24 protein-coding genes are annotated in these 22,436 nt (G+C 37.6%); 16 read left to right on the top strand and 8 right to left on the bottom strand.

The window, feature by feature from the left end; translation table 11 throughout:
- Nucleotides 1-275 precede the first annotated feature (275 nt).
- From ACYQ21_RS09640 to ACYQ21_RS09595, 10 genes are all read left to right on the top strand, one after another.
- Nucleotides 276-851 (top strand): hypothetical protein, encoded by a 576-nt coding sequence (locus ACYQ21_RS09640; protein WP_460058002.1) that lies wholly within the window; start codon nt 276-278, stop codon nt 849-851.
- A gap of 28 nt (nt 852-879) precedes the next feature.
- Complete coding sequence (locus ACYQ21_RS09635; protein WP_460058000.1) at nt 880-1,677, top strand: HAD family hydrolase; 798 nt, start codon at nt 880-882, stop codon at nt 1,675-1,677.
- Nucleotides 1,677-2,981: an FAD-binding oxidoreductase gene (locus ACYQ21_RS09630; protein WP_460057997.1), complete on the top strand. Its 1,305-nt coding sequence runs from the start codon at nt 1,677-1,679 to the stop codon at nt 2,979-2,981. The genes ACYQ21_RS09635 and ACYQ21_RS09630 overlap by 1 nt, the downstream gene beginning before the upstream one ends.
- A 143-nt stretch (nt 2,982-3,124) precedes the next feature.
- Complete coding sequence (locus ACYQ21_RS09625; RefSeq protein ID WP_460058012.1) at nt 3,125-3,901, top strand: glycyl-radical enzyme activating protein; 777 nt, start codon at nt 3,125-3,127, stop codon at nt 3,899-3,901.
- Between the two features lie 365 nt (nt 3,902-4,266).
- Nucleotides 4,267-4,995 (top strand): MurR/RpiR family transcriptional regulator, encoded by a 729-nt coding sequence (locus tag ACYQ21_RS09620; protein ID WP_460057995.1) that lies wholly within the window; start codon nt 4,267-4,269, stop codon nt 4,993-4,995.
- 103 nt (nt 4,996-5,098) lie between these two features.
- On the top strand, nt 5,099-7,147 hold the full coding sequence (gene malX, locus ACYQ21_RS09615) for a maltose/glucose-specific PTS transporter subunit IIBC (RefSeq protein ID WP_460058010.1): 2,049 nt from the start codon (nt 5,099-5,101) through the stop codon (nt 7,145-7,147).
- Nucleotides 7,148-7,192: 45 nt separating this feature from the next.
- Entirely contained in the window at nt 7,193-7,441 is a 249-nt protein-coding gene (locus ACYQ21_RS09610) for a hypothetical protein (protein ID WP_460057993.1), read from the top strand.
- Nucleotides 7,437-7,703, top strand: coding sequence for a M24 family metallopeptidase (locus tag ACYQ21_RS09605; protein WP_460058008.1), 267 nt, complete (start codon nt 7,437-7,439; stop codon nt 7,701-7,703). Before ACYQ21_RS09610 ends, ACYQ21_RS09605 begins: the two co-directional genes overlap by 5 nt.
- A 4-nt stretch (nt 7,704-7,707) precedes the next feature.
- Entirely contained in the window at nt 7,708-8,895 is a 1,188-nt protein-coding gene (locus tag ACYQ21_RS09600; RefSeq protein WP_460057991.1) for a MalY/PatB family protein, read from the top strand.
- The gene (locus ACYQ21_RS09595; protein ID WP_460057989.1) at nt 8,892-9,884 is read left to right on the top strand and encodes an L-lactate dehydrogenase; all 993 of its coding nucleotides are present in this window, start codon (nt 8,892-8,894) and stop codon (nt 9,882-9,884) included. The genes ACYQ21_RS09600 and ACYQ21_RS09595 overlap by 4 nt, the downstream gene beginning before the upstream one ends.
- Before the next feature lie 145 nt (nt 9,885-10,029).
- Here the strand turns inward: ACYQ21_RS09595 and ACYQ21_RS09590 are convergent, their stop codons facing one another.
- The 4 genes from ACYQ21_RS09590 to ACYQ21_RS09575 all read right to left on the bottom strand — a co-directional run bounded on the left by ACYQ21_RS09590 (nt 10,030) and on the right by ACYQ21_RS09575 (nt 13,026).
- Entirely contained in the window at nt 10,030-11,133 is a 1,104-nt protein-coding gene (locus ACYQ21_RS09590) for a PTS fructose transporter subunit EIIC (RefSeq protein WP_460057987.1), read from the bottom strand.
- 68 nt (nt 11,134-11,201) lie between these two features.
- Complete coding sequence (locus tag ACYQ21_RS09585) at nt 11,202-11,510, bottom strand: PTS fructose-like transporter subunit IIB (protein WP_460057985.1); 309 nt, start codon at nt 11,508-11,510, stop codon at nt 11,202-11,204.
- A 52-nt stretch (nt 11,511-11,562) separates the two neighbouring features.
- Nucleotides 11,563-12,012 (bottom strand): PTS sugar transporter subunit IIA, encoded by a 450-nt coding sequence (locus tag ACYQ21_RS09580; protein WP_460057983.1) that lies wholly within the window; start codon nt 12,010-12,012, stop codon nt 11,563-11,565.
- A 249-nt stretch (nt 12,013-12,261) separates the two neighbouring features.
- On the bottom strand, nt 12,262-13,026 hold the full coding sequence (locus ACYQ21_RS09575) for a DeoR/GlpR family DNA-binding transcription regulator (protein ID WP_460057981.1): 765 nt from the start codon (nt 13,024-13,026) through the stop codon (nt 12,262-12,264).
- A gap of 167 nt (nt 13,027-13,193) precedes the next feature.
- On the opposite strand from ACYQ21_RS09575, the gene ACYQ21_RS09570 reads away from it, so the two are divergent.
- Nucleotides 13,194-15,503, top strand: a complete 2,310-nt coding sequence (locus tag ACYQ21_RS09570; RefSeq protein ID WP_460057979.1) for a formate C-acetyltransferase — start codon at nt 13,194-13,196, stop codon at nt 15,501-15,503.
- Nucleotides 15,493-16,287: a glycyl-radical enzyme activating protein gene (locus ACYQ21_RS09565; protein ID WP_460057977.1), complete on the top strand. Its 795-nt coding sequence runs from the start codon at nt 15,493-15,495 to the stop codon at nt 16,285-16,287. Before ACYQ21_RS09570 ends, ACYQ21_RS09565 begins: the two co-directional genes overlap by 11 nt.
- Nucleotides 16,288-16,336: 49 nt before the next feature.
- On the opposite strand, the gene ACYQ21_RS09560 is transcribed toward ACYQ21_RS09565, so the two are convergent.
- From ACYQ21_RS09560 to ACYQ21_RS09550, 3 genes are all read right to left on the bottom strand, one after another.
- On the bottom strand, nt 16,337-17,638 hold the full coding sequence (locus ACYQ21_RS09560) for a PTS sugar transporter subunit IIC (protein WP_460057975.1): 1,302 nt from the start codon (nt 17,636-17,638) through the stop codon (nt 16,337-16,339).
- An 80-nt stretch (nt 17,639-17,718) separates the two neighbouring features.
- Nucleotides 17,719-18,027 (bottom strand): PTS sugar transporter subunit IIB, encoded by a 309-nt coding sequence (locus tag ACYQ21_RS09555; protein ID WP_460057973.1) that lies wholly within the window; start codon nt 18,025-18,027, stop codon nt 17,719-17,721.
- A gap of 24 nt (nt 18,028-18,051) precedes the next feature.
- On the bottom strand, nt 18,052-18,387 hold the full coding sequence (locus ACYQ21_RS09550; protein ID WP_460057971.1) for a PTS lactose/cellobiose transporter subunit IIA: 336 nt from the start codon (nt 18,385-18,387) through the stop codon (nt 18,052-18,054).
- Between the two features lie 346 nt (nt 18,388-18,733).
- On the opposite strand from ACYQ21_RS09550, the gene ACYQ21_RS09545 reads away from it, so the two are divergent.
- From ACYQ21_RS09545 to ACYQ21_RS09530, 4 genes are all read left to right on the top strand, one after another.
- Complete coding sequence (locus ACYQ21_RS09545) at nt 18,734-19,483, top strand: DeoR/GlpR family DNA-binding transcription regulator (RefSeq protein ID WP_460057969.1); 750 nt, start codon at nt 18,734-18,736, stop codon at nt 19,481-19,483.
- 167 nt (nt 19,484-19,650) lie between these two features.
- Nucleotides 19,651-20,142 (top strand): hypothetical protein, encoded by a 492-nt coding sequence (locus ACYQ21_RS09540; protein WP_460057967.1) that lies wholly within the window; start codon nt 19,651-19,653, stop codon nt 20,140-20,142.
- Nucleotides 20,139-20,984 carry a hypothetical protein gene (locus tag ACYQ21_RS09535; RefSeq protein ID WP_460057965.1) on the top strand — a complete coding sequence of 282 codons (846 nt, stop codon included), beginning with the start codon at nt 20,139-20,141 and terminating at the stop codon, nt 20,982-20,984. Before ACYQ21_RS09540 ends, ACYQ21_RS09535 begins: the two co-directional genes overlap by 4 nt.
- A gap of 5 nt (nt 20,985-20,989) precedes the next feature.
- Entirely contained in the window at nt 20,990-21,541 is a 552-nt protein-coding gene (locus ACYQ21_RS09530; RefSeq protein WP_460057962.1) for a hypothetical protein, read from the top strand.
- 784 nt (nt 21,542-22,325) lie between these two features.
- On the opposite strand, the gene ACYQ21_RS09525 is transcribed toward ACYQ21_RS09530, so the two are convergent.
- Nucleotides 22,326-22,430, bottom strand: a complete 105-nt coding sequence (locus tag ACYQ21_RS09525; protein WP_460058005.1) for a kinase/pyrophosphorylase — start codon at nt 22,428-22,430, stop codon at nt 22,326-22,328.
- Between the last annotated feature and the right edge of the window lie 6 nt (nt 22,431-22,436).

The raw sequence follows: 22,436 nt of genomic DNA, 5'->3' as shown, positions 1-22,436 counted from the left end.
TCAATTGTCCGATGTCTGACTTTATCGCCGTCACGATAACCTTCAACGATTGTCACGTATTGTGTGCCTTCACGATTTTTAGTTACTTTTACAAATGCCATATTTATATTATATCAAAACCAACCGTATACAACAAGTATGGAGTTGCAAAAAACTATCATATCCCTTGATATAATAGCTTTTGGGGGTGTATTTTTTAGTTTTAACTGTCAAACTCGGGAGATTGGTTTGGGTGGCTTCTGATAAAAAGACAAGTTTATGATATAATAATCTCATTGGTAACTGATGGGGTTATTTTATTTGAGAAAAGGGATGGTATGAAGAAAAAAAGTTTCACTTTTAAAACTTGGTGGATTGGTTTGATTCCTATGCTAATTGGGGGTGTTTTTGTGATTGTAGCGACGATGATGCAACTTATTCCAATGGCTGGTGTTAATATTAATGGGGTTTATACGGAAAATGTTTCGGAAATTCAGGGTTTTCGCTTGATTTTTCTGGCTGGTTTTGGCGGGATTGGTTTCATTTTATTATTAATAGGCTTGTCTTTTATCGGGTATGCTAAGCAGCAAAAAAATAAAAATCAGAGCTTAAAAGAACAAGGCGTGAAAGTTAATGCTGAAATTATTGATTTTCAAGCGACATCGCTTAGTGTTAATAATCGTAGACTGTTAAAACTAGCTTGTACAGCTAAAATCAATGGCACAGACTACATTTTCAAAAGTCAGCCCCTACGCCGTAATCCACTCCCGTTTTTAGAAAATAATTGGGTTGATGTTTATTATGATTTAGGGAATATGAAACGCTATTTTGTTGATGTCGACGGTAGTGTGCGTGATGTTATAGAGCTTTGAAATCAAGTGATAAGTTATTGGAGGGAAGATGACGGTTAAAACAATTTTTTTCGATTTAGATGACACTTTATTGTCAGATGAGCAGGCGGTTCAATTAGCGATTGATCGGACGACTGCTTTTTTGGTCAGTAAATACCCAAGGGTCAAGGCGCAAGAATTTGAGCTAGCCCTTAAAAATCGAGCAGTGACACTTTTTGACACCTATGCCATCTATGATTTTACAGTACAAATTGGGATTAGTCCCTTTGAAGCCTTATGGGGTGAATTTACGGATGGCACATTAAGATTTCCTGAGTTAGTTGCGGTAGTCAAAACCTATCGTCAGCAAGTTTGGACCATGGCATTGGCAGATGTTGGCATTTCAGATAATCGATTGGCCAAACTCATTAGTTTGATGTTTGCCGTTATCAGAATTGAAAATTCAGTGCCTTATGAAGATACCTATACCGCTTTAGAAGCCTTATATGAACGCTATCAATTAGTCCTTTTGACCAATGGTGCGCCTTCTTTACAACAACTGAAACTGGAGAAGGCACCGAGACTTCGAAAATACTTTAAAAAAATCATCATTTCAGGAGATTTTGGTCAGGGAAAACCAGCACCAGAACTTTTTAATTTTGCTTTATATCGTGCACAAGCGGATAAATCGACAAGTCTCATGGTAGGTGACCAGTTATTTACCGATATTTTAGGCGCTAACGCAGTTGGCATGAAATCCGTCTGGATCAATCGCAAAGATGCCTCTCAAAGTGAAGTAGCACAACCAGATTACACGGTAAAAAGTTTAACAGAAATTGTTGGGCTACTTGAGAAAGAGGATATTTGATGGAGATTTCAGAAAATTATTTGACTAACCGTGTGACTGGAGAAATTGGTCAAGCGACTGCGATTTATTTTCCAACATCACAAGATGAGGTAGTTGAGTTGATGCAAGCAGTCAGAAAAAATCATCAGAAATTGATCACAATTGGTGGGCATACGGGGCTTTCAGGTGCGACCTTCCCTGACAATAACCAGGTTTTAATGAGTCTTGAAAAAATGAATCGTATCCTTAAATTAGATACTGAAACAATGACCTTAACTGTTGAGGCGGGCGTGACGATTGCAGCAATTTCAGAATTTCTGGCAGAGACCCCCTACTTTTATGCGCCTGACCCCGGCAGTAAAGAAGCCAGTATTGGTGGTAACGCAGCGACCAATGCAGGTGGCATGCGGGCTGTCAAATATGGTGTCACCCGAGATAATATTCGAGCCATGCGCGTGATATTGGCTGATAGTCGCAAACTTCAAGTTGGTTCTATCAACCGAAAAGATAGCTCAGGCTATGACCTTAAAGATATTTTTATTGGCAGCGAAGGCACGCTAGGTGTCATTACTGAGCTTGATTTGAAAATTCAGCCCAAACCGAAATTCAGTCGAGATATTTTGTTGGGCTTTGAAAGTTTAACGCAGTTATCGCCTAAAGTTTTTGAAATTCTAGCATCAGGTCTTGTGCCTGCCGCCTTAGAATTTTTCGAGCGAGACAGCATGGCTTATTCTGAGCGCGCATTACAGCTAAATTTCCCTGATTTATCTGGTCAAGCATTTCTACTCATTACCTTGGATGGCAATGCTGAGCAGCAACTAGAAAATGAGCTAGACTATTTAGCAAGTCTAAGTGACGAGACTCTGATTTTGACGGATGAGCAGACACGTAATACTGTCTGGCAACTTCGGGGGGCAATCGCCTCCTCAGTTGAACTTGAAAGTATCCAAGAACCGCTGGATGTGGTTGTTCCCGTTAACCAAATCGCACCGACGATTATTGCGCTGAAGCAAATGGCAATAGAAGCGAATTTGTCCGCTATCTTTTTCGGTCATGCAGGCGACGGTAATATCCATGCCAACATTATCAAAAACGATTTGACAGATGAGGAATGGACGGAAAAACTTGAAGCCTATCTGGATGATCTCTATGCCTATGTGGCGAAAGTAGGTGGCAAGCCTTCTGCGGAACATGGTATCGGGTTGTTGAAAAAGCCTTATTTTCAGAAATATATCGGAACCAGTGAGTTGGTGGCTATGAAGGCGATTAAGCGTGCTTTTGACCCAGAGAATATTTTGAATCCGGGTAAGATTTTTGATTTGTGACAACTAAAAATGTTTCTGTTTTTTTGACGGAAGCATTTTTGGTTTCATACGATATGTATTTACTTACGTATGAAATAGTGGTATACTTATGATGAAGAAACAGATAAGCATTAAACTGCAAACTGAATTAGGGAGAAAACATGATGAAAGATCAAGCCTGTATTTTTAATATTCAACATTTTAGTCTTCACGATGGACCGGGTATTAGAAGTGTGGTTTTTTTTAAAGGTTGCCCTCTGCGTTGTTTCTGGTGTTCTAATCCTGAATCACAGTCAGGTCTACCAGAGGAAATGTATGATAATCTAACCAAGCGCCCAGAAATTGTCGGGGAATATAAAACCATTGATGAGATTATGACAGAGGTTATGAAGGATGAACCTTTTTATTTGGAATCTGATGGCGGTGTGACAGTATCTGGAGGAGAACCCCTTTTTCAAGCCAGTTTTGCGACAGAATTGCTGAAAACTTTAAAAGCTAAAGGCATTCATACAGCATGTGAAACGACAGGATATGCCAAGCCAGAAGTTTTCAAGTCCTTTATCGCATGGGTGGATAATCTCTATTTGGATATTAAACATTATGATACGCAAAAACACAAAACAGGCATTGCAGTTGGCAACGAGCTGATTCTTGAAAATTTAAAAATTGCAGTCGAGACACATCCTAATCTAACTGTGAGGATTCCAGTTATCCCTGAATTTAATGACAGTTTAGAAGATGCGCAAGCCTTTGCCCAATTGTTTAATGACCTTGGCGTGACAGCAATCGAAGTTCTCCCTTTCCACCAATTTGGCGAGAAAAAATATGACTATTTAGACCGTCCCTACCAATTAAAAGATGTCAAACAATTACACAGTGAGGACTTGATTGAGTATCAACAAGTTTTTACTGCTGCGGGCATTGACTGTCTAATTAGATAAAACAGAAAAAATAGCCTATCCACTCTTGTATAAAGCAGTGTTGGATAGGCTATTTTTATTCTTAAAAGAAGAGATAAGAGGCTTGATATTGTAGAATTTATCAATTTTTTATGGAGTAAACTCAGTCGTTTGTGCATTTCTTGAAAGAGTGTGATAGGATAATCTTGTATCTTCTTGACGTTTTCCTATCTTGCGTATTTTTCAACTACAAGTTTAACGCTTTGGGGATGTTTTTACTTGATATAAAATTCAACTAGTACCTTGGGTTAAGTTCAATATTAGACTTATTTTGAAATCGGTAAAGGTATGCTAAAATGTAAGAAAAGATAAATAAAAATCATTAAGGGATAAAGAGGAGGTGAAGCATGTTGAATTTTCAGGAACGTGTCAAAAATAAAGAGAATAGACTGACGGAGCTAGAAGAAGATTTAGCGGCATATATTTCAGAGAATAAAGAAGAAGTCAGTCAAGCCAAGATTGTTAAATTATCACATGATTTTTACACGGTACCGAATACAATTACGCGCTTTTGTAAAAAACTAGGTTATGATAATTTTTCTGAGTTTAAGGTTAATCTTAAGCAAGAACTTGAGACACCAAAATCTACAAATCTTCATAAGGATGTTCTTTTAAAAAACTTTGATTTGATTGATAAGGATCGAGAATTGAAAGTCGTACGGTTGATGCAAAGAGCCAAGGTAGTCAATTTCTATGCCCTAGATCAAACAGGACTTTTTACAAAAATGTATGTCAAAAACTTTTTTGCTTTAGATGATAAGTTTCAATTTTTTGAGTATCAACAAGAGATGAAAAAAAAGATACTTAATGCTTCAAATGAGATTTTCTTTTTTGTTTCTTTGTCAGGAGAAACCATTTCGGTATTAGAGTTGGCGGAGTTAGCAAAAGAAAGAAATCATAAGGTGATTAGCCTTACCAATTTGAATGAAAATAGCTTAGAACAGTTGTCGGATATTTCGCTTTATTGTTTGACGCAATATGAAACAGTCAATGGTTACGATATAACGGATAAAATTCCTCTACTTTTAATTTTACAGTCCTTATACGAAGCGTTTCGTGGAATTTTACACATTTAAAATGATACTTTTCTTTGTAGAAGTGTTTTTTTAGCAGAAAAAATGAAAGCGCTTTATTTTATGCTAGTATTAAGTTACAAATAAAAAGAGAGTAGGCTAAATGATGACTGACCAAAAGAACCTTTATGCGCCTTTCAATGGAGAAATACTGAAGTTAGAAAGCGTAAAAGATCCGATTTTCTCTGAAAAAACACTGGGGGACGGATATGCTGTCGAACCTACAGGAGAAACGATTTATGCGCCAGTTTCTGGTACAGTAAGTGTAGTTCAAGGTCATGCTGCAGGATTTAGTACAGTAGATGACTTAGAAGTTTTACTTCATATCGGTATTGACACAGTGAGACTTGATGAATCTGTTTTTGCATTTGATATTAAAGAAGCAGATACTGTGAAAGCAGGTCAAGTTATTGGGCGTGTGAACTGGCAAGCAGTAGAAGAAGCAGGACTTGAAAAAACGGTTATTGTGGTGATTACAAATACAGCAGAAAAATTGGCAAGTCTTCAAATTGACTCAGGAAAAGTAACAGGTGGTACACCGATAGGTCGAGCTATTGCTAAAGGAGATACAAGTCAAGTGGCAACGCCTCAACCTAACAAGAAGAAAAAATTTGCGTTAGGCGGTTTCTTCCAAGAACTTGGGAAAACTTTCATGCTCCCAGTTGCTTTGATGGCCTTCATGGGCTTGATGTTAGGTCTAGGAAGTTCGTTTTCCAGTCAGTCAACGATTGATGCCTTTCCCTTTTTAGGAAATGGTGTGCTTCAAATTATTTTCCGCTTTTTCTCTGCTATAGGTGGCTTTGCATTCAGTAATCTTCCTATCATGTTTGCGATGGCAATTCCTCTAGGATTAGCTAGGAAAGAAAAAGGCGTTGCTGCTTTTTCAGGGTTTGTGGGTTATATGGTCATGAACCTCTCTGTTAATTTCTTTTTAACAGAATGTGGTCAATTAGCGGATGCAGAATTGCTGAAAAAAGCAGGACAAGGCATGGCCTTGGGCGTTCAAACGATTGAAATGGGTGTTCTTGGCGGTATTATTACTGGTATTATCGTTTATAATCTTCATAAGAAATTCTATAACATTCAACTTTCAGATAGTTTTGCCTTCTTCGGTGGTTCAAGATTTGTGCCAATCATCACTGCTTTAGTGATGTCTTTAGTTGGCTTGCTTATTCCTGCGATTTGGCCTCTGTTTGCATTTTTGATACAAGAAATCGGCAAACTAATTCAACATGCTGGTATTTTTGGTCCTTTCCTCTTCTTCTCTGGCGAGCGTTTACTTTTACCATTTGGCTTGCATCATATTTTGGTGGCAACCATCCGTTTCACTCAGGCTGGTGGCTCAGCGCTTGTTGATGGACATGAAGTATTCGGCGCCTTAAACATTTTCTATGCGGAGCTTTCTAACCGTTTGCCAATTTCAGGTGCAGCGACAGCTTTCTTATCACAAGGGAAGATGCCGACGTTTATGTTTGGTCTGCCAGCAGTAGCTCTAGCCATGTATCGGACAGCAAAACCAGAAAAACGTGCTAAGGTGAAAGGTCTCTTGATATCTGGTGTTATTGCAACTTTCGTGACAGGTATTACAGAACCCATCGAATTTCTCTTTCTTTTCATCAGTCCCTTCCTCTGGATTTTCCACGTTATCATGACAGGACTTGGTGCAATGGTTGTCAGTCTTTTAGGTGTCAAAATCGGGAATACAGATGGTGGTATCCTTGATTTCCTTATCTTTGGTGTCATGCAAGGATCTTATACAAGATGGTTTTTGATTCCCGTTGTTGGTGCCTTCTGGTTTGCGGCATACTACTTTACATTCAAAAAAATGATTCTTTGGAAAAACTTGAAAACACCGGGACGTGAAGAAATTTCAGAACTAGAGTATTCAGACCAAGAATTGGCTCATACAGGAAATACCTCAGGTTTCGATGCAGAGAAAATTTTAGCGGCACTTGGTGGTAAAGAAAATATCATCACTTTAGATAACTGTTTGACACGTCTTCGTTTGATTTTGAACGATGGGAGTGTTGTTGAAGATGATAAGCTAAAAGCTTTAGGTGCATTAGGTGTCGTTCATTTGGATGACACAAGTGTCCAAGTTGTCATTGGAACAAAAGTCACAACTGTTCGAAATGCTTTGGACAATTTGATTTAGAAGGAGCGGAGGCTGAGACAAAATTCTCAAAAATAGAAGAACCGCATGAAATTCGTTTTTGAAGACGTTGGTTTTATGCGGTTTGTCTATTTATTAATTTTACAGGATGCGGCATGGATGATTTTAGATGGTCGTTATGAGGGTGAGGCGATTGAGACGACCTCTGGCTTCCAGATAAATGTTGTACCCAAAGGAAGCTATATTGCTGGTCTTGTGTCAATTTTGCGAGATAAAAATATCACACAATGTCAGTTGAAAGTTCAGCACTTGCTATTGGTGAATATGATGAATTGAAGATGCAATCATTGAGCAGTCAGGTTATGGTGAGTATTTCTTCCATGGCTTAGGACATGGTATTGGTCGCGGCGGCGATTTGTCGATTTTGAATCCAACAGGCAAGATGATTCTTGATAATCATATGGTCATGAGTTGTGAACTGAGGATTTATGCGCTGATCTTAGGTGGTGTCCGAATTGAGGATGATGTGGTACTGATTGATAATGTGGAAATACCACTCAACAAGTCTAGTAAAAAGTTGCTAGTATTAGAAGGATAAGAATATGTATGATTTTGATAAAGTAAGAGATCGGAGACAGACAAATTGCCGAAAATGGAGTCCGAAAATGATTAAGGAAAAATTCCATCTAGGAGAAGATGCCATTCCTTTAGATTTGGCAGATATTGATTTTGAATGTCTGCCAGAGATAAAAGAAGCGATGATTGCGCGTGCAGAAATGGGCGAGTATAGCTATACATCAGTAACTGATGATTTTTATGAGGCAGTGATTGCTTGGAATAAACGCCGATTTAACCTTGAGTTGGAAAAAGATTGGATTCGGCTGACTTTTGGCACTGTTTCGACGCTGCATTATATCGTTCAAGCTTTTACAGAGGAAAATGAAAGTGTTTTGATTAATACACCAGCTTATGCACCCTTTGCTGAAGCTATCGAAAATAATAATCGCCAACTCTGTTGTAGCCCATTAATTCTCAAAGACAATCGCTATGACTTAGACTTTGAAGATATTGAGCGTCAAATGAAGATAAAAGCTGTCAAAATTTTCATCTTTTGCAGTCCGCAAAACCCATCAGGTCGTGTGTGGTCGAAAGTAGAATTGGGAAAAGTAGCAGAACTTTGCTTAAAATATGATGTCTTGCTTGTTTGTGATGAAATTCATCGAGACATTTTGTTTGAACGGGAAAATTTTTCAAGTATTTTCAACGCTCACACTGATATTGCGCAGAAATGTATCCTATGTTTATCATCCAATAAAGCTTTTAATCTAGGCGGTCTGAAGGTCTCCTATGTTGCGATTCCAAATGAGAAAATTAGAGAAACGCTCTACCAACAACTCACTAAAAATGCGATTACCTCTCCTCATGTTTTTGCTGTGCCAGCAGTGATTGCAGCCTATCAGCATGGGGAACAGTGGCTAGATGAGTTGACCCTATACATGCAAAGGAATTTCGAAATGTTCTATGATTTTATCGAAAAAAATATGCCAAAGATAAAGGTAATGAAAGCAGATTCTTCTTTTTTGGCTTGGTTAGATGTTTCGGAACTTTTCAGCGATGAAGTAGACATGACAGCATTCTTCACACAGGCACGGTTGACCACAGTACCCGGAAGTTACTTTGTGCAAGATGGTGAAGGCTTTGTTCGATTAAATCTTGCGATTACAAAAAGTATGTTACAGGAAGTTTTAAATCGAATGAAAGAGATTTATGATCAATGGGAGAGGTCATGAAAAAGTCTAAAAATAAAGAAGATAAAATTATCATCATTGGTGATGGCGCTGTTGGGTCAACCTTTGCTTATACGCTATTACGTGAAAACGTTTCTGCTTCGATTGGCATCATTGATCTCAACCAAAAGAAAGTGTCGGCAGATATTGAAGACTTAAATCATACACTACCTTTTACTAAATTCTGTGGTAAGCGAGTTTACATTGCAAATTATAGCGATGTCCGAGATGCTGATCTTGTAGTGATTACGGCAAATGCACCCCAAGCAAAATTTGGCGAGGATAAAGACCGGTTAGGGCTTCTTCAGCAGAATGTGTGGATGATGACCTCAATCACGACTGAAATCATGGTGAATGGTTTTGCTGGTGTGATACTTGTGGTGAGCAATCCAGTTGATGCCTTGACCCAAGTAGTCCAACGTGTTTCTGGTTTGCCAACTGGTCAAGTCATTGGCACTGGCACACTACTGGATACAGCCCGATTACATGAATTAATTGCAGATAAGTTGAATGTCAATCCTAACGATATTAAAGGTTTTATACTTGGAGAACATGGCAACTCAGGATTTATAAACTGGTCTCATTTGACGATTGGCAGCATACCGATTTTGACTTGGCTAGAAAAATATTCCTCCCTTGACTCTCACCACCAACTTTTCGAAGAATTGGCAGATTATGTTAGAAAAATAGGTGTTGATATTTTTGCTGATAAGGGCAATACATCATATGGTATTGCCTCGTGTCTGGTCATGATTACGGAAGCAATTCTAAGTGAAAACAATCGAATTCTCCCCATTTCAGCCTATTTAACTGGTGAGTATGGTGTTGAGGGCGTTTATATTGGTGCACCTGCTATCTTAAACCGTCAAGGTATTAGTCAAATTATTGAAATTGATTTAAACGATGCAGAATTAGCCGCTTATCAACAATCTGCAGAAACTTTGAAGACAAATATTGTCGCGCTAGAGGAGAAAAAATTGATGCCTTCTTAACACTAGACAAATGTTTCAGGTAAATAAATTATAACGATGCTGATTTTGATGTCTTGTTAGATAAGACATCAAAAATAACCTATCCAATTCTTGCTTAAAGCAGTGTTGGGTAGGCTATTTTTAAATTATTATTAACTTAAGTATCTTACAAAAATTCAATATCAAATTCGAAATCATCATCAACATCATTATCAACGACAACTTCAACTTCAGGAATAGGTTTCTTTAAGACAAAAACAATACCTGAAGTAACCGCGATTCCGATGAGTGATGCCACGATATACATGAGTGCGTTATTAGCAACAGGAGCAACAATCCAACCACCCCACGGCGCAGGATTACCCGTTCCAAGTACCATAGCAAGAGAAGCGCCAATAGCACCGCCGATGATATTGGCCGGAATCACTCTGACAGGATCAGAGGCTGCAAAAGGAATAGCACCTTCAGTAATTCCAACAGCGCCCATGACGATAGCAGCTTTACCAGAATCTCTTTCCTCCGCCGTGAATTTCTTAGGTGCGATTAAAGTTGCTACCCCCATAGCAATAGGAGGGATACAGATAGCGACACCGATTCCTGCCATAATGGTGAGTGCAGTATCACTTGGCACCCCAGTCACGGGATCAATTGTGCCGACCATGGCACTCCCAAAACCATAAGCCACTTTATTGACAGGACCGCCCATATCAAAGGCGATCATTGCACCCAAAACGAGACCAAGTACGGCCATATTACCAGTCCCAAAGCCTTCAAGCCAACCTGTGAGGGCTGTCATTAATGAAGCAATCGGCTGTCCGATGACCCAGTACATAATTCCCCCAACAATCAAGGTGCCAAGCAAGGGGATAATGAAAATTGGGAGCAATGACCGTAGGCTATCAGGTAGCTTAATTTTTTTCAAATAATGAACGACAATCCCAGCAATAATCCCAGCAATAATCCCACCAATAAAGCCAGCTCCAATGTTACTCGCAATCATCCCGCCGATAACACCGGGAGCAATCCCCGGCCGATCCGCCATAGAAAAAGCAATAAATCCTGAAAGAATTGGTACCATTAGTCCTAAGCCAACAATTCCGATATTAGCGATATCGGCTAAAATACCTTTAGATGGCACTGCCGCATTTCCTGAAAGCAAGACACTGACAGCCAACAATATACCACCTGCAACAACAAATGGTATCATGTATGAGACACCAGTCATTAAATGTTTTTTTGAATCCTTGAGTAGTTGTCCTAATTCACTCATTTTTTATTTCCTCTATTTCTATATTTATCACATTTTATCTTTGTTTTCAATAAAAATGTAGATGAAGATTAGTCAAATTTTGCTTTCAATTTTGTGATTAAGGCATCAGATTTATTGATGCAATCTCCAGCACTTAATCGAATGACAGGTTTTCCTTTAAAACGTTCTTCATTTTTGATGCCGATATTATTGGTCAAGACAACTGCATCCGCAGCCGCAATATCCGCTGCTTTTAATTCATCTTCAATCCCAATGGAACCCTGTGTTTCGACATGGATTTCAACACCTTGTTTTTCAGCAGCAACGGCTAAACTTTCAGCAGCTAGGTAAGTGTGGGCAACACCTGAAGGACAGGCAGTAACAGCAACTAATTTCATAATAATTTCTCCAATCATTTTGAGTGCAAATTTAATTATTTCTTGGCATGAATTAGGTTAAAACATCGCTAATCAATGCAACAATTTCTGCTTCATCTTTTGAGTCTTCCAATTTTTTTCGGAAATCCTCGTGAATCAATTTACGTGACAAGCTCGCAATAATCCGTAGATGTTCATCCCCTTTGCTTGCCTCTGGGACAGCTAATAGGAAAATAATCTGCGCAGGTGTGCCGTCTAAAGATTCCCAGTCAATTGCTTTTCTTGTCCGACCAAAGGCAACTGTTGTTTTTGTGACAGCTTTTGTTTTACCATGTGGAATGGCAATGCCAAAGCCAATACCAGTTGTTGTCAAGGCTTCACGGTCTAAAACACTTTGAAGATATTGATCAAAGTGACTCAGTCGTCCTTCAGCATCAATTAATTTAGCCAATTCCAGTATAATCGCTTCTTTAGAATTTCCTATAAGATCCAAATTAATGAGATTTGTTGTTATGAGTGTCATTCTTTTTCACCACCTTTATTTTTATTCTACAAGAACACTATACCACGTTGAGAAAGCGCTTTCCTTGTTTTTTAGATAAAAAAATATAAGGAAGGTATGAAATCCTTTAAATATCACCTTTTATAAAGTACCTAAAAAGTGATAAAAATTATCGAAATGCACAAATGTGCAAAAGAGAATTTAACGGGTTACAAGGAATAAAAAATCACACAAGATTTATTCTGTGTGAGTGGGATTTATTTGTAAAGGTTACACCAAAATCAATTTCGTTTGTGCTTCAATACTCATCTGAATATCTACAGGAATTCCTTTATTAGTGATAACCAAATCAACAGCAGACCAAGGAGCGACTTCAATCAATGAAGAAGTTTTGAATTTACTAGCATCTAATAAAACAATTTTTTGTGTACTTTTGTCAAGCAATTTTCGTTTAATCATCGCATCGTTAAAGCTACTTGTACAAAAACCATGACGATTGAGCACGCCACTTGAGCCTAAAAAACAGAGATCTAACTTGATATCAGGATAGAGTTCATCGGAGGTATCATTTTGAAAAGACATATCAGCATAGGAATATTTGCCACCAAAACAATAAAGCTCATTCCCGCTTTTAACGAGTTCTAGAATTGCAGCGAGGGATCCTGTGAAAATCATTTTATTCTGATAGCTTTTGAGGTGGTTAGCAAGCATGGCAACGGTACTGCCCTGATCTAGTCCAATTGTTACAGCATGATTAGGGATAAACTGACTCGCAACATGAACAATGGCTTGCTTTTCAGGATGGTCAATCGGTGTTCGGTCAATAACCGGTTCTAGTTGCCTTTGCTCAAGAAGTTCAGCACCACCATAAATTTTTTTGAGAATCCCTTGATTTTCTAAGTAGGCTAAGTCTTGACGAATTGTTTCGTCTGAAACTTGAAATTTTTCAACTAAATCAACAACTTTTACCTTTTTGTTTTCTAGTAATAAATTAGTGATTCTATTTCGGCGATTTTGAATTTCATAAGCTTTCATGTTGTGAGATGTCCTTTCAAAGTTCTTCTAAATTCCCAAAAATAGAATTAATTACTTGGATTCATTGTAACATAATGTCAATAAAACATCAATTCCAAGAAAAACTTTGATTTTCAGGAAATAATATGCTAAAATGACTGTATAAAATCAAGAAAGAGGAAAAAACTATGATGGTCACCCAGCCCAGTCCAAGAATTAAGTTGATGAAAGACAATCAATTTAAAGCTAAACGTCAGATTTCCTTAGAACGTGCCTTGTTATATACTGAGAGTTACAAAGAAACGGAAGGACAGCCTACGATTATCCGTCGAGCTAAGGCAACCGCTCATATTTTAGAACATGTCAAAATTAGCATTCGTGAAGGTGAGTTATTGGTTGGTAATCGGACGATTCGCCCACGTTCTGGTATTTTATCACCTGAGATGGATCCATATTGGATTATGAAAGAGATTGACACCATTGAGTCGCGGCCGCAAGATCAGTTTGAATTTACTGAAGCTGACAAGAAAATCTATCATGAGGCACTCTATCCTTATTGGTCTAGCATTTCGATGAAAGATTTTATCACCAGTCAATTGACAGATGACATTAATCAAGCGCTAAAAGACGAGGTCTTTAAACTCAATCAAACCGATAAAGGACAAGGTCATATCATCATGGACTTTCCGAGTATTTTGGCGCATGGTGTTGGTTACTATATAGAGTTATTATCAAAAAAGACAACTGATGAGCCTAACAATGCCTTTTTTGAAGCAGGATTGATTATTTTCAAAGGGATGCAAGCCCATTTTCTGCGTTATGCAGATTTAGCCCATGATTTGGCTGAAAAAGAACAAGCTGTCACACGACGAGATGAACTATTACAAATAGGAGAATTGTGTCAAAAGCTGAGTTTTGAAAAACCGTCAACTTTCTATGAAGCACTCCAATTATTATGGATGACTAGCATTGTTGGGCAATATGAATCAAATGCTTCTTCCCTATCTCTAGGTCGAATGGATCAGTATTTGTATCCATTCTATGAAAAATCTTTAAAAGATGGCGAGTCTGCAGAATTTCTGTATGAAGTATTAGGCGATTTTTATGTGAAAACGAATGATGTGGTCTTGCTGAGAAGTGAGAGTAGTGCCAAATGTTTCGCAGGTTTTCCGACAGGTTATACGGTTGTCTTAGGTGGTCTAGACGAGTATGGTCATGCTAGTGTTAATGCACTTTCGGAACTCATGTTAGACATCTACCATGAAATATTATTGCCTCAGCCGAATTTATCAGTCCGAATGAATGAACTTATTCCTCGAAAATTTTTGCTGAAAACCTGTGAGACAATTCGACTAGGGACAGGCATTCCCCAATTATTTAATGATGAAGTCTGTGTGCCTGCCTTTTTGAGTAAAGGTGTATCGCTTGATGATGCGCGTGATTATGCAACAGTTGGCTGTGTGGAAACAAGTATTCCAGGTCGGACTTACGGCTTGCATGACATCGCCTTGTTCAATCTGCTGCGGATAATGGAGCTATCCATGTATGCGTTACGTGATCAATCAGAGGTAACTTATGAAGAATTATTGACAGATATTAAAAATCGTATTTCTTATTATGTTGACTTGGTAGTGCGAGGTTCAGATATTGTTGATTTGGGGCATAAACATTATGCGCCAACACCATTTTTATCAGTTTTGATTCAGGATTGCTTGAAAAATGGTCAAGATGTGACAGAAGGTGGTGCGCGATATAACTTTTCAGGAGTACAAGGGATTGGCGAAGCGAATTTAAGTGATTCACTCTATGTTGTTAAGCAATTAGTATTTGAAAATCAGGAGTTAAGCTTTTCGGAACTAGTGGATGCGATGGCAAGCAATTATACAGGTCAGTACGCTAGTTTGCAGGCACACGTGATTCAAGATTTTGATAAATTTGGTAATGATAATGATGAGATTGACGAGATTGCGACAACTTTATTTCACCATTATGCCAAAGTCCTATCTCACTATCAAAATGTTCGTGGCGGTCAATTTATTCCCGGTGCCTATACTGTGTCAGCACATATTCCTCTAGGGGAGGCAGTTGGTGCGACACCAGACGGACGAAAGGCACAGGAGCAATTAGCCGACGGCGGTCTCTCACCAATGGTTGGGCGTGATCGTTTAGGACCAACAGCCGTCCTTAAATCTGTTAGCAAACTTGACAATTATTTGACGGTCAATGGCAGTCTACTGAATATCAAGTTTCAACCGAATACCTTAAAAGGGCAACAAGGCTTAAATAAATTTGCAGACTTTTTGATGGCCTTTACAAAATTGAAAATTCAGCATGTACAGTTTAATGTCCAGTCAAAAGCAACCTTGCTTGAAGCGCAAAAACATCCTGAAAAATATTCGGGGTTATTGGTGCGCGTCGCAGGATACAGTGCCTTTTTCGTTGATCTGAATAAGCAAATCCAAGATGATATTATTGCGAGGGTGGAACATGTCTTGTGATAGTTTAAAAGGTTTAATCTTCAATATTCAACGTTATTCGATACACGATGGTAGTGGTATTCGCACACTTGTCTTCTTCAAAGGCTGTCCCTTGACTTGTCCTTGGTGCTCAAATCCTGAGTCACGTCAAGCAGTTACACCAACAACTTGGACGAAAAATGGCAAGTGTGAGGTGATTGGCAATTGGATGACCGTTGATGAAGTGGTCACAGAAGTTTTGAAAGACGAAATCTTTTTTAGAACATCTGGCGGTGGTGTCACCCTTTCAGGCGGAGAAGTGTTGATGCAAGCACCATTTGCTAAGGCATTATTACAAGCATTATCTGAACTCGGTATTGAAACGGCAATTGAAACAACGGGGTGTTTCGCCCAAAATCAATTAGAAAGTTTAGTCCCTTATTTAAGTCAAGTCCTATTTGATTTCAAAATAATGGCAGCAGAACCTGCTAAACGAGTGATTGGCATAGATGTCGAGACAGTCAAAGAAAATTTTGAGCTGCTCCTGAAATATCCCGAAATTAAAGTCACACCACGCATTCCCTTAATCCCCAACTTTACGGCAAATCCAGAAAATCTGTTAGTAATCATGACTTATTTAAAGCGTTTTCAGATTAAAGAAGTCCATTTACTGCCATTTCATCAGTATGGCAGTAGTAAATACGATGACTTGGGTTGGAGATATGAGATGAAAGATGTCCCAACTTTGATTGAATCAGAAATTTCTGAGCTTAAGGCACTATTTGAAATGAATGGGATGCGTGCTTTAGGTGACGGTTTAGAATAGCAAAAAAGGCTTAAGATGGCAACCTTAAGCCTTTTAATGCGCCCAAATTTTAAGCCTCTGACGCTTGTTCTTTCTGGTAAGCGATATTATCTTGCATTTTGAAGAATGGGAAGTAAAGCACAGTTGAGATGACAAGGATGAGAAGCTGAACAATCAAACCTTTGATGCCGCCAACCATTAAGCCAGAGATTAAGAGTGGTGTACTCCACGGTAACATCACGCCTGAGAAGGGTGACATGAAACCAATGGCGATTGACCCATAAACGACGATAGCTGATAAAATGGGAACTAAGATAAATGGGACAAACATCAAAGGATTCATGACAATTGGGAAACCGAAAGTGACCGGTTCATTGACATTAAAAATTGTCGGGAAGGCTGCCACTTTTCCTAATGCCTTATATTGCTGCGATTTTGCTGCAAAGAGCATGGCAATCACCAAACCAAAGGTAATACCTGAACCAGATAAAACGAGAAAGCTATCCAAGAATTGCTGGGTCACGATATGCGCCCCTTTTTCAGAAGTCAACTCGCCGTGTTTGATTAGCAAATTGCTGTTCTCAATGGCATTAGCAGTCAAGATAGAAGTGACGATACCATTGACGACAGACTGACCATGCACTCCAAACCACCAGAGAAATGAGATGAAGAAGGCGATGCCAATCACACCCGGTAGGGTATCCGATAAACCTTGAAGGGGCACTTGGATCACGCTGTAAATCCATTCGATGAAAGTGCCACCAGATGCAGCTTTTGCTACGATATAGACAATCATCGACAATAAAAAGATGACAAAAGCAGGAATCATGGCTGCAAATTGTTTAGAAATCGCATCTGGGACTTGTTTGGGCATTTTGATGACAATATTATTTTTAATAAAGAAAGCATAAATCGCACCAACGCTTAATCCAATAATAATGGCACCGACAATCCCTTGCCCACCAAACCAGACTCTGGCGAGGGCATCAACGGTTTCCCCGTCAGGTGTTGTGAAGCTTGAACGAAGTGTGATGAAAAAAGCAGCGACAGATAGGACGCCTGATGGCAAGGGTTCAATGCTTTCGTTTTTGGCATAGGCATAACCGATTGAAAAACAAGCAATTAAGCCCATAATCGCAAAAGTACCAGCGTGAACTTGCATAAAAGGCTCAGTCCAATTTTTGCCAAAAACCCCCACAATGGCTGTGTTAATCGCTTCTGATGGAATTTGTCCGATGATTAGGAAAACACTACCGATAACGGTTAGTGGCAGAATGGCAAGCATGCCATCTTTAAGCGCAATAACGCCTTTCATATTGACGAAACGCATAATCGGTCCAATAATTTTTGATGTGTCAAATTTTTTAGCCATGATATATCCTCATTATTTTAAAGTTAGTCAAATCAATCACTGCTGGTACAATGATTGAAAATGTGTCACAAAAGTCTTCATTAGTTTGCTACTAAGCTTAAGGCCAAGTCTAATACTCTTTCACCGTCCAACATGCCATAATCAGCCATTGGAATCACATCAATCTTAACGCCTTGTGCATCACAAATTGCTTTTGATTTGGCTAACGTATAGCCAACTTGGGGGCCTAACAAAGCCACATCAATACCACTAATTTCTTTTTCAATGGCATTTTGAGCACAGGCTTCAATGTCCAATGCGACACCACGTTTTTCAGCAGCAGCTTTAATATTATTGACCAACATACCAGTTGAAAAACCAGCTGCACAAAATAGTCTTACTTTAATCATGATAAAATCTCCCTTAAATTGAATTTATTTTATTAGTTTTCTGAGCTCATTGAGTTCTTGTCTAGTTTCGATGACTTCCTTAATCAAATTGATTTCGGTGATTGTCGTCATCAAATGATCTTGCGCATGGACGAATAAAGCACTTAATCCAGTCCCTTCGCCACGTGCTTCCTGTGCTAACCAAGAACTTTGGATATTGTGGGCTTCGTTTAAAGCAGTTTCTGCTAATTGCACCTCCTCTTCACTAGCGACCGGATTGCCTTTTTTGGCATGGTCTAAAGCCAAATAAATATGTGATTTGGCATCGCCCGCATGGATAATTAACCCCATAATAATTTGATCTGCCTGAATGATTTCCATCTTCTTCTCCTTTCTGTGATTTCATTTTATGAAATCTTGAAACTTGACCTACGCTGTCGCTTCGTCCGAGCGAGGTCATTCGCGAACTAAATCCGCTCAAAGTCTTTAAAAATAATAAAAACTAGCATTTGAAAACAAAATAATTTTCAAATGAAACAAATATTGTTTCTTAAGAAAATAATATCATTTTACGAAAACGCTTACAAGTAGGCTGTGACATTTTTTTATAAAATGCACATTTGTGCAACACAAAAGAAAAGATGTTTTGTATCTACATGAAAAATATGCTATATTGTAGGTATAGGAGATTCGAACGAAAGTAAAACAAAAGGATGAAGAAAAATAAATGACTAGAATGGCTGACATTATCACGATTGTGAGTGAGAAAAAGAAGGTTGAAGTGAATCAGTTAGCTCAGGAGCTAAATGTTTCAAGAGTCACGATTAGAAAGGACTTAGATAAGCTCGAAGAACGAGGCATTTTAGTACGTCAACATGGTTTTGCGGTCATCAATAATGAAGACGATATCAATTTTCGCTTGTCTAAAAATTATGATTTGAAACGAAAGATAGCGCTCAAAGCAGCAGAGAGTGTTAAAGATGGTGAGACGATTATGATTGAGTCGGGGTCAACTTGTGTCCTCCTTGCAGAGGAGTTAGCCTTCAATCGAAACGATGTGACGATTATTACGAATTCTTGTTTTGTTGCCCAATATATCCGCAAATCAGACACCGTAAAAGTAATTCTTTTAGGTGGTGAGTACCAAAAAGATTCACAGGTCAATGTTGGTCCAATGGTCGGAGAAGTTGCTAAGAATTTTTATGTTGACAAATTTTTTATCGGTATTGATGGCTTTGACGATAAACATGGCTTTACCTGTAATGATTTTGCGAGGCGTGATACTTGTCGGATGCTTGTACAATCGGCTAAGGAACTCATTGTTTTGACAGACTCTAGTAAATTTGAGACACAAGGCATGGTATCAGAATTCAAGCTTGATGAGGTAGACAGTATTTACACAGACAATGGCTTATCATCAAAAAGTAAAAATTACTTTAACAAATATGGGAAAGAGTTGAAGCTAGTCATTGTTTAAAATGAATCGTAAGAAACCCTCAAAACAATTCCAGTTTTAAGGGTTTACTTATTTGACAGGGTAAAAGTAATCATTTTTTGAATGAAACAGGTAGACGTATTCACAATATTTTGACAAAAAAACTCTGATTTGTTTACAGTGTTAAGTGTTAAATAAGGAGACAAACATTGGGAACGATAATTGAACCGGCATCTGTCAAGACGCAAGCTAAGATGACGATTGAATCGCTAAAGGTGCAAAATGACAGTTTAGAGAGTATCTTACCTAAAATTGGTAATTTTGAAAACGAATCGGAATTAGACGGTAAAGCTTGGCGTGGCTTAAAAAGTCATATGGGTGCGCATCGAAGCGTTATTCAGGGCTTGATTTGTGCTAATGAATCGGCGATTAGCGATAATGAAGCATTGGAAACCTTGTCTGGCAGTGATAAATTGGATGAGGATAAAATCAGAGAAGACATTGAGCGAATAAAGGTGGAGAATGTCATCATAACAGCTAATATTGCGAGCATTACTGATACCTTAAACTTGGAAAGTAATGTAAGAGCTGAATCGAAAAGTGGTGATGGTCGTGGATATGATGCGTATGATGATGATGATTCTAAAAGTCCATGGAATAAATATGTAGAAAAACAAGGTGGTGTTTGGAAATTAAAATGAGTAAATATAAAAAATATCCCCTTATTTTATTGACATCAATAATTCTTATAGTTATGATTGGTGTCAGTATAAAATTTGTTAGCAATCAAAAAATGTTTAAAACGAAAGATAGTAAGATAATGGAAAAAGAGAATGAAAACTATGGCGTGATTGAGCCAAAGTCTCAAGTAGAAGGCGATTTTATACCCGTAAAAGAGATTGAAATTGGAGAAACTTATATTTTAATGCCTGATTATGGCGGCACTGTATTGAGGTTTTATAAGTTAATTGATGAAAAAAGATTCATTTATATTTATGACCATGCACATACTTCAATGGAGAATTATGCGGACTATGAAGAAGGTGTTAGTGAAGAGCATTTACGTTATAATGATAAAAGTATAAGAATAGCTACAGGAACGTATGAAAAGACTGATGATGTTTATAGTTTTAAGATAGAGCAAGTTTCTGTCGCTTCTTTTAATTATACAGAAGATGTTAAAAAAGGTAGTAAAGGTTATAACGGTGGAATAGAAAATACTAATTATATTAGTTCTGGTAATACGGTTGACCTAGGCTTAAAAGATGAGAAATACGGTGCAGTAACAAGTGATGGATATACTTTTCGTGATTGCATGTTGTATCGTTCTAAGATTAAACTTCCTGATACTATCGAAGAGTATTTAAGCCAATATGATTTAACTGAACGGAATTCACAGTCATCAAGCAGTTCTGATGTTAAACCTCAATCCTATTTTGAAAAAGACGAAAGAAAAAAACGATTGAGAAAGTGCATGGTTTTTAACAGCGGACAATTTTGGTGTAAAAAAGATGCTATTCCATACTTTTCTTCGTTATATTAATAGGGATGTGTCTAACTTTACCTAGGTTAATTATTAATCATACAGAAATTAACGATTCAACAAAAATAAAGAGAATAGAAATAGGAGAAACTTATGTTATTTCTGGTAGCTATACTGATTATATAAAATTTGTTGATAATGAACATTTTTTATTAGTAGAAACTAGTAAAGAAGATAAAAATTTTCCACCTAATTCTGCTAATGTCCAATTTGGAAAATATGAGAAAAAGAAAGAAAATTTTGCTCAAACAGAATTTATAAGTCTTTATTTTATAATACCTACAAATGATAAGGAAACTGAGAAAAATCCCAATTTTGTTTTAGAAGAGCAAGATGTATTAGGAGAAATTCCCAGTATTGACTATATTGGAATTGCTATAAAAAAATGGCGAGGATCTTACTATTTAGGAAAAGTTCCTGAAATTGATGACGAAAATAATAAAATTAATGATAAGCCTACTAATTCATCTGATAAATGGTTGAAAATTAGTTCAAAAAAACTCCCTGATACAGTCGAAGAGTATTTATCACAGTATACTTTTATCCAGAAGTCCTAGAATCTTCAAGTAGTTCTGATATTAAAACTCAATCCTATTGGCGAACAGAGGGGGGACAAGAAAAAATGGTAAGAGCAGTTGGGGTTGATATACCAGTCTTTGAAGCTGACAATGGTTTTAAAGTATTTGATTTCTGATTAATCAGGAGAAATGTGTTACCTATGATGATTTAGCAGATTCAGATGAACTTGATGATGACGAACCAGAAATTGAACAAGCTGATATTCCCACATTACGCTGAAAGAGATATTAAGGGATTATATTGTGGAGAAGAAAAAAATTGGGAATTGAATGATTTTGGTTATATGTTAGCCTTACAAACAGGCAAACATGATGATCTACCCTGATTTGAAAATTAACTCTAATTGACATTTTTAAATTTCAAGAAAATTCCTTCTTTATAATGCTCAAGAATCTAATAAAATTATTTAGGTAGAGCCACAAATAATGGATGCTAAAAATATATCATTTATTCTCTATAAACGTTGATTTTACAGTAGAAACAGAAAACGAACGAAAAAATTCAGGATAAAATTTTATCATCCTACCAAATCGTCTCAGGAGAAAAATACAATTAGAGAGTGGTTGAATCAAAGTATGATTCTCGTAGTAAGTAGTATAAATATTTATTATCAAAATTATCTTGAAGAATAACTTATCTTAAAATGTGAAAAAGTATAGCAACAATTTTGAACTTTAAATCATTTTTAATATAGAAAAATCATCAGAAATGTGTTTTAGAAACCTTGATTTTCTGATGATTTTTTTATATTGACAAAACAATCTATCTCTTCTCTTGAATTAACATAGCAATTTCTTCAATAGAGCGATTATCAACATTAATAACAGGACATTTTAAAACTTCAAAAAGCGTGTTAGCGTATTTGATTTCTTC

Source organism: Pseudolactococcus yaeyamensis, from assembly GCF_054658615.1.
This window is presented reverse-complemented; position numbering and strand designations above follow the sequence as displayed.

Bases quoted from the DNA above. Each gene is read 5' to 3' on its own strand.
- malX (WP_460058010.1), top strand. From the start codon at position 5,099: ATGACTGACCAAAAGAACCTTTATGCGCCTTTCAATGGAGAAATACTG.
- ACYQ21_RS09580 (WP_460057983.1), bottom strand. From the start codon at position 12,012: ATGACACTCATAACAACAAATCTCATTAATTTGGATCTTATAGGAAAT.
- ACYQ21_RS09600 (WP_460057991.1), top strand. From the start codon at position 7,708: ATGTATGATTTTGATAAAGTAAGAGATCGGAGACAGACAAATTGCCGA.
- ACYQ21_RS09620 (WP_460057995.1), top strand. From the start codon at position 4,267: ATGTTGAATTTTCAGGAACGTGTCAAAAATAAAGAGAATAGACTGACG.
- ACYQ21_RS09595 (WP_460057989.1), top strand. From the start codon at position 8,892: ATGAAAAAGTCTAAAAATAAAGAAGATAAAATTATCATCATTGGTGAT.
- ACYQ21_RS09535 (WP_460057965.1), top strand. From the start codon at position 20,139: ATGAGTAAATATAAAAAATATCCCCTTATTTTATTGACATCAATAATT.
- ACYQ21_RS09575 (WP_460057981.1), bottom strand. From the start codon at position 13,026: ATGAAAGCTTATGAAATTCAAAATCGCCGAAATAGAATCACTAATTTA.
- ACYQ21_RS09570 (WP_460057979.1), top strand. From the start codon at position 13,194: ATGATGGTCACCCAGCCCAGTCCAAGAATTAAGTTGATGAAAGACAAT.
- ACYQ21_RS09560 (WP_460057975.1), bottom strand. From the start codon at position 17,638: ATGGCTAAAAAATTTGACACATCAAAAATTATTGGACCGATTATGCGT.
- ACYQ21_RS09590 (WP_460057987.1), bottom strand. From the start codon at position 11,133: ATGAGTGAATTAGGACAACTACTCAAGGATTCAAAAAAACATTTAATG.
- ACYQ21_RS09530 (WP_460057962.1), top strand. From the start codon at position 20,990: ATGTGTCTAACTTTACCTAGGTTAATTATTAATCATACAGAAATTAAC.
- ACYQ21_RS09625 (WP_460058012.1), top strand. From the start codon at position 3,125: ATGAAAGATCAAGCCTGTATTTTTAATATTCAACATTTTAGTCTTCAC.
- ACYQ21_RS09555 (WP_460057973.1), bottom strand. From the start codon at position 18,027: ATGATTAAAGTAAGACTATTTTGTGCAGCTGGTTTTTCAACTGGTATG.
- ACYQ21_RS09565 (WP_460057977.1), top strand. From the start codon at position 15,493: ATGTCTTGTGATAGTTTAAAAGGTTTAATCTTCAATATTCAACGTTAT.
- ACYQ21_RS09545 (WP_460057969.1), top strand. From the start codon at position 18,734: ATGACTAGAATGGCTGACATTATCACGATTGTGAGTGAGAAAAAGAAG.
- ACYQ21_RS09635 (WP_460058000.1), top strand. From the start codon at position 880: ATGACGGTTAAAACAATTTTTTTCGATTTAGATGACACTTTATTGTCA.
- ACYQ21_RS09630 (WP_460057997.1), top strand. From the start codon at position 1,677: ATGGAGATTTCAGAAAATTATTTGACTAACCGTGTGACTGGAGAAATT.
- ACYQ21_RS09585 (WP_460057985.1), bottom strand. From the start codon at position 11,510: ATGAAATTAGTTGCTGTTACTGCCTGTCCTTCAGGTGTTGCCCACACT.
- ACYQ21_RS09550 (WP_460057971.1), bottom strand. From the start codon at position 18,387: ATGGAAATCATTCAGGCAGATCAAATTATTATGGGGTTAATTATCCAT.
- ACYQ21_RS09610 (WP_460057993.1), top strand. From the start codon at position 7,193: ATGAAATTCGTTTTTGAAGACGTTGGTTTTATGCGGTTTGTCTATTTA.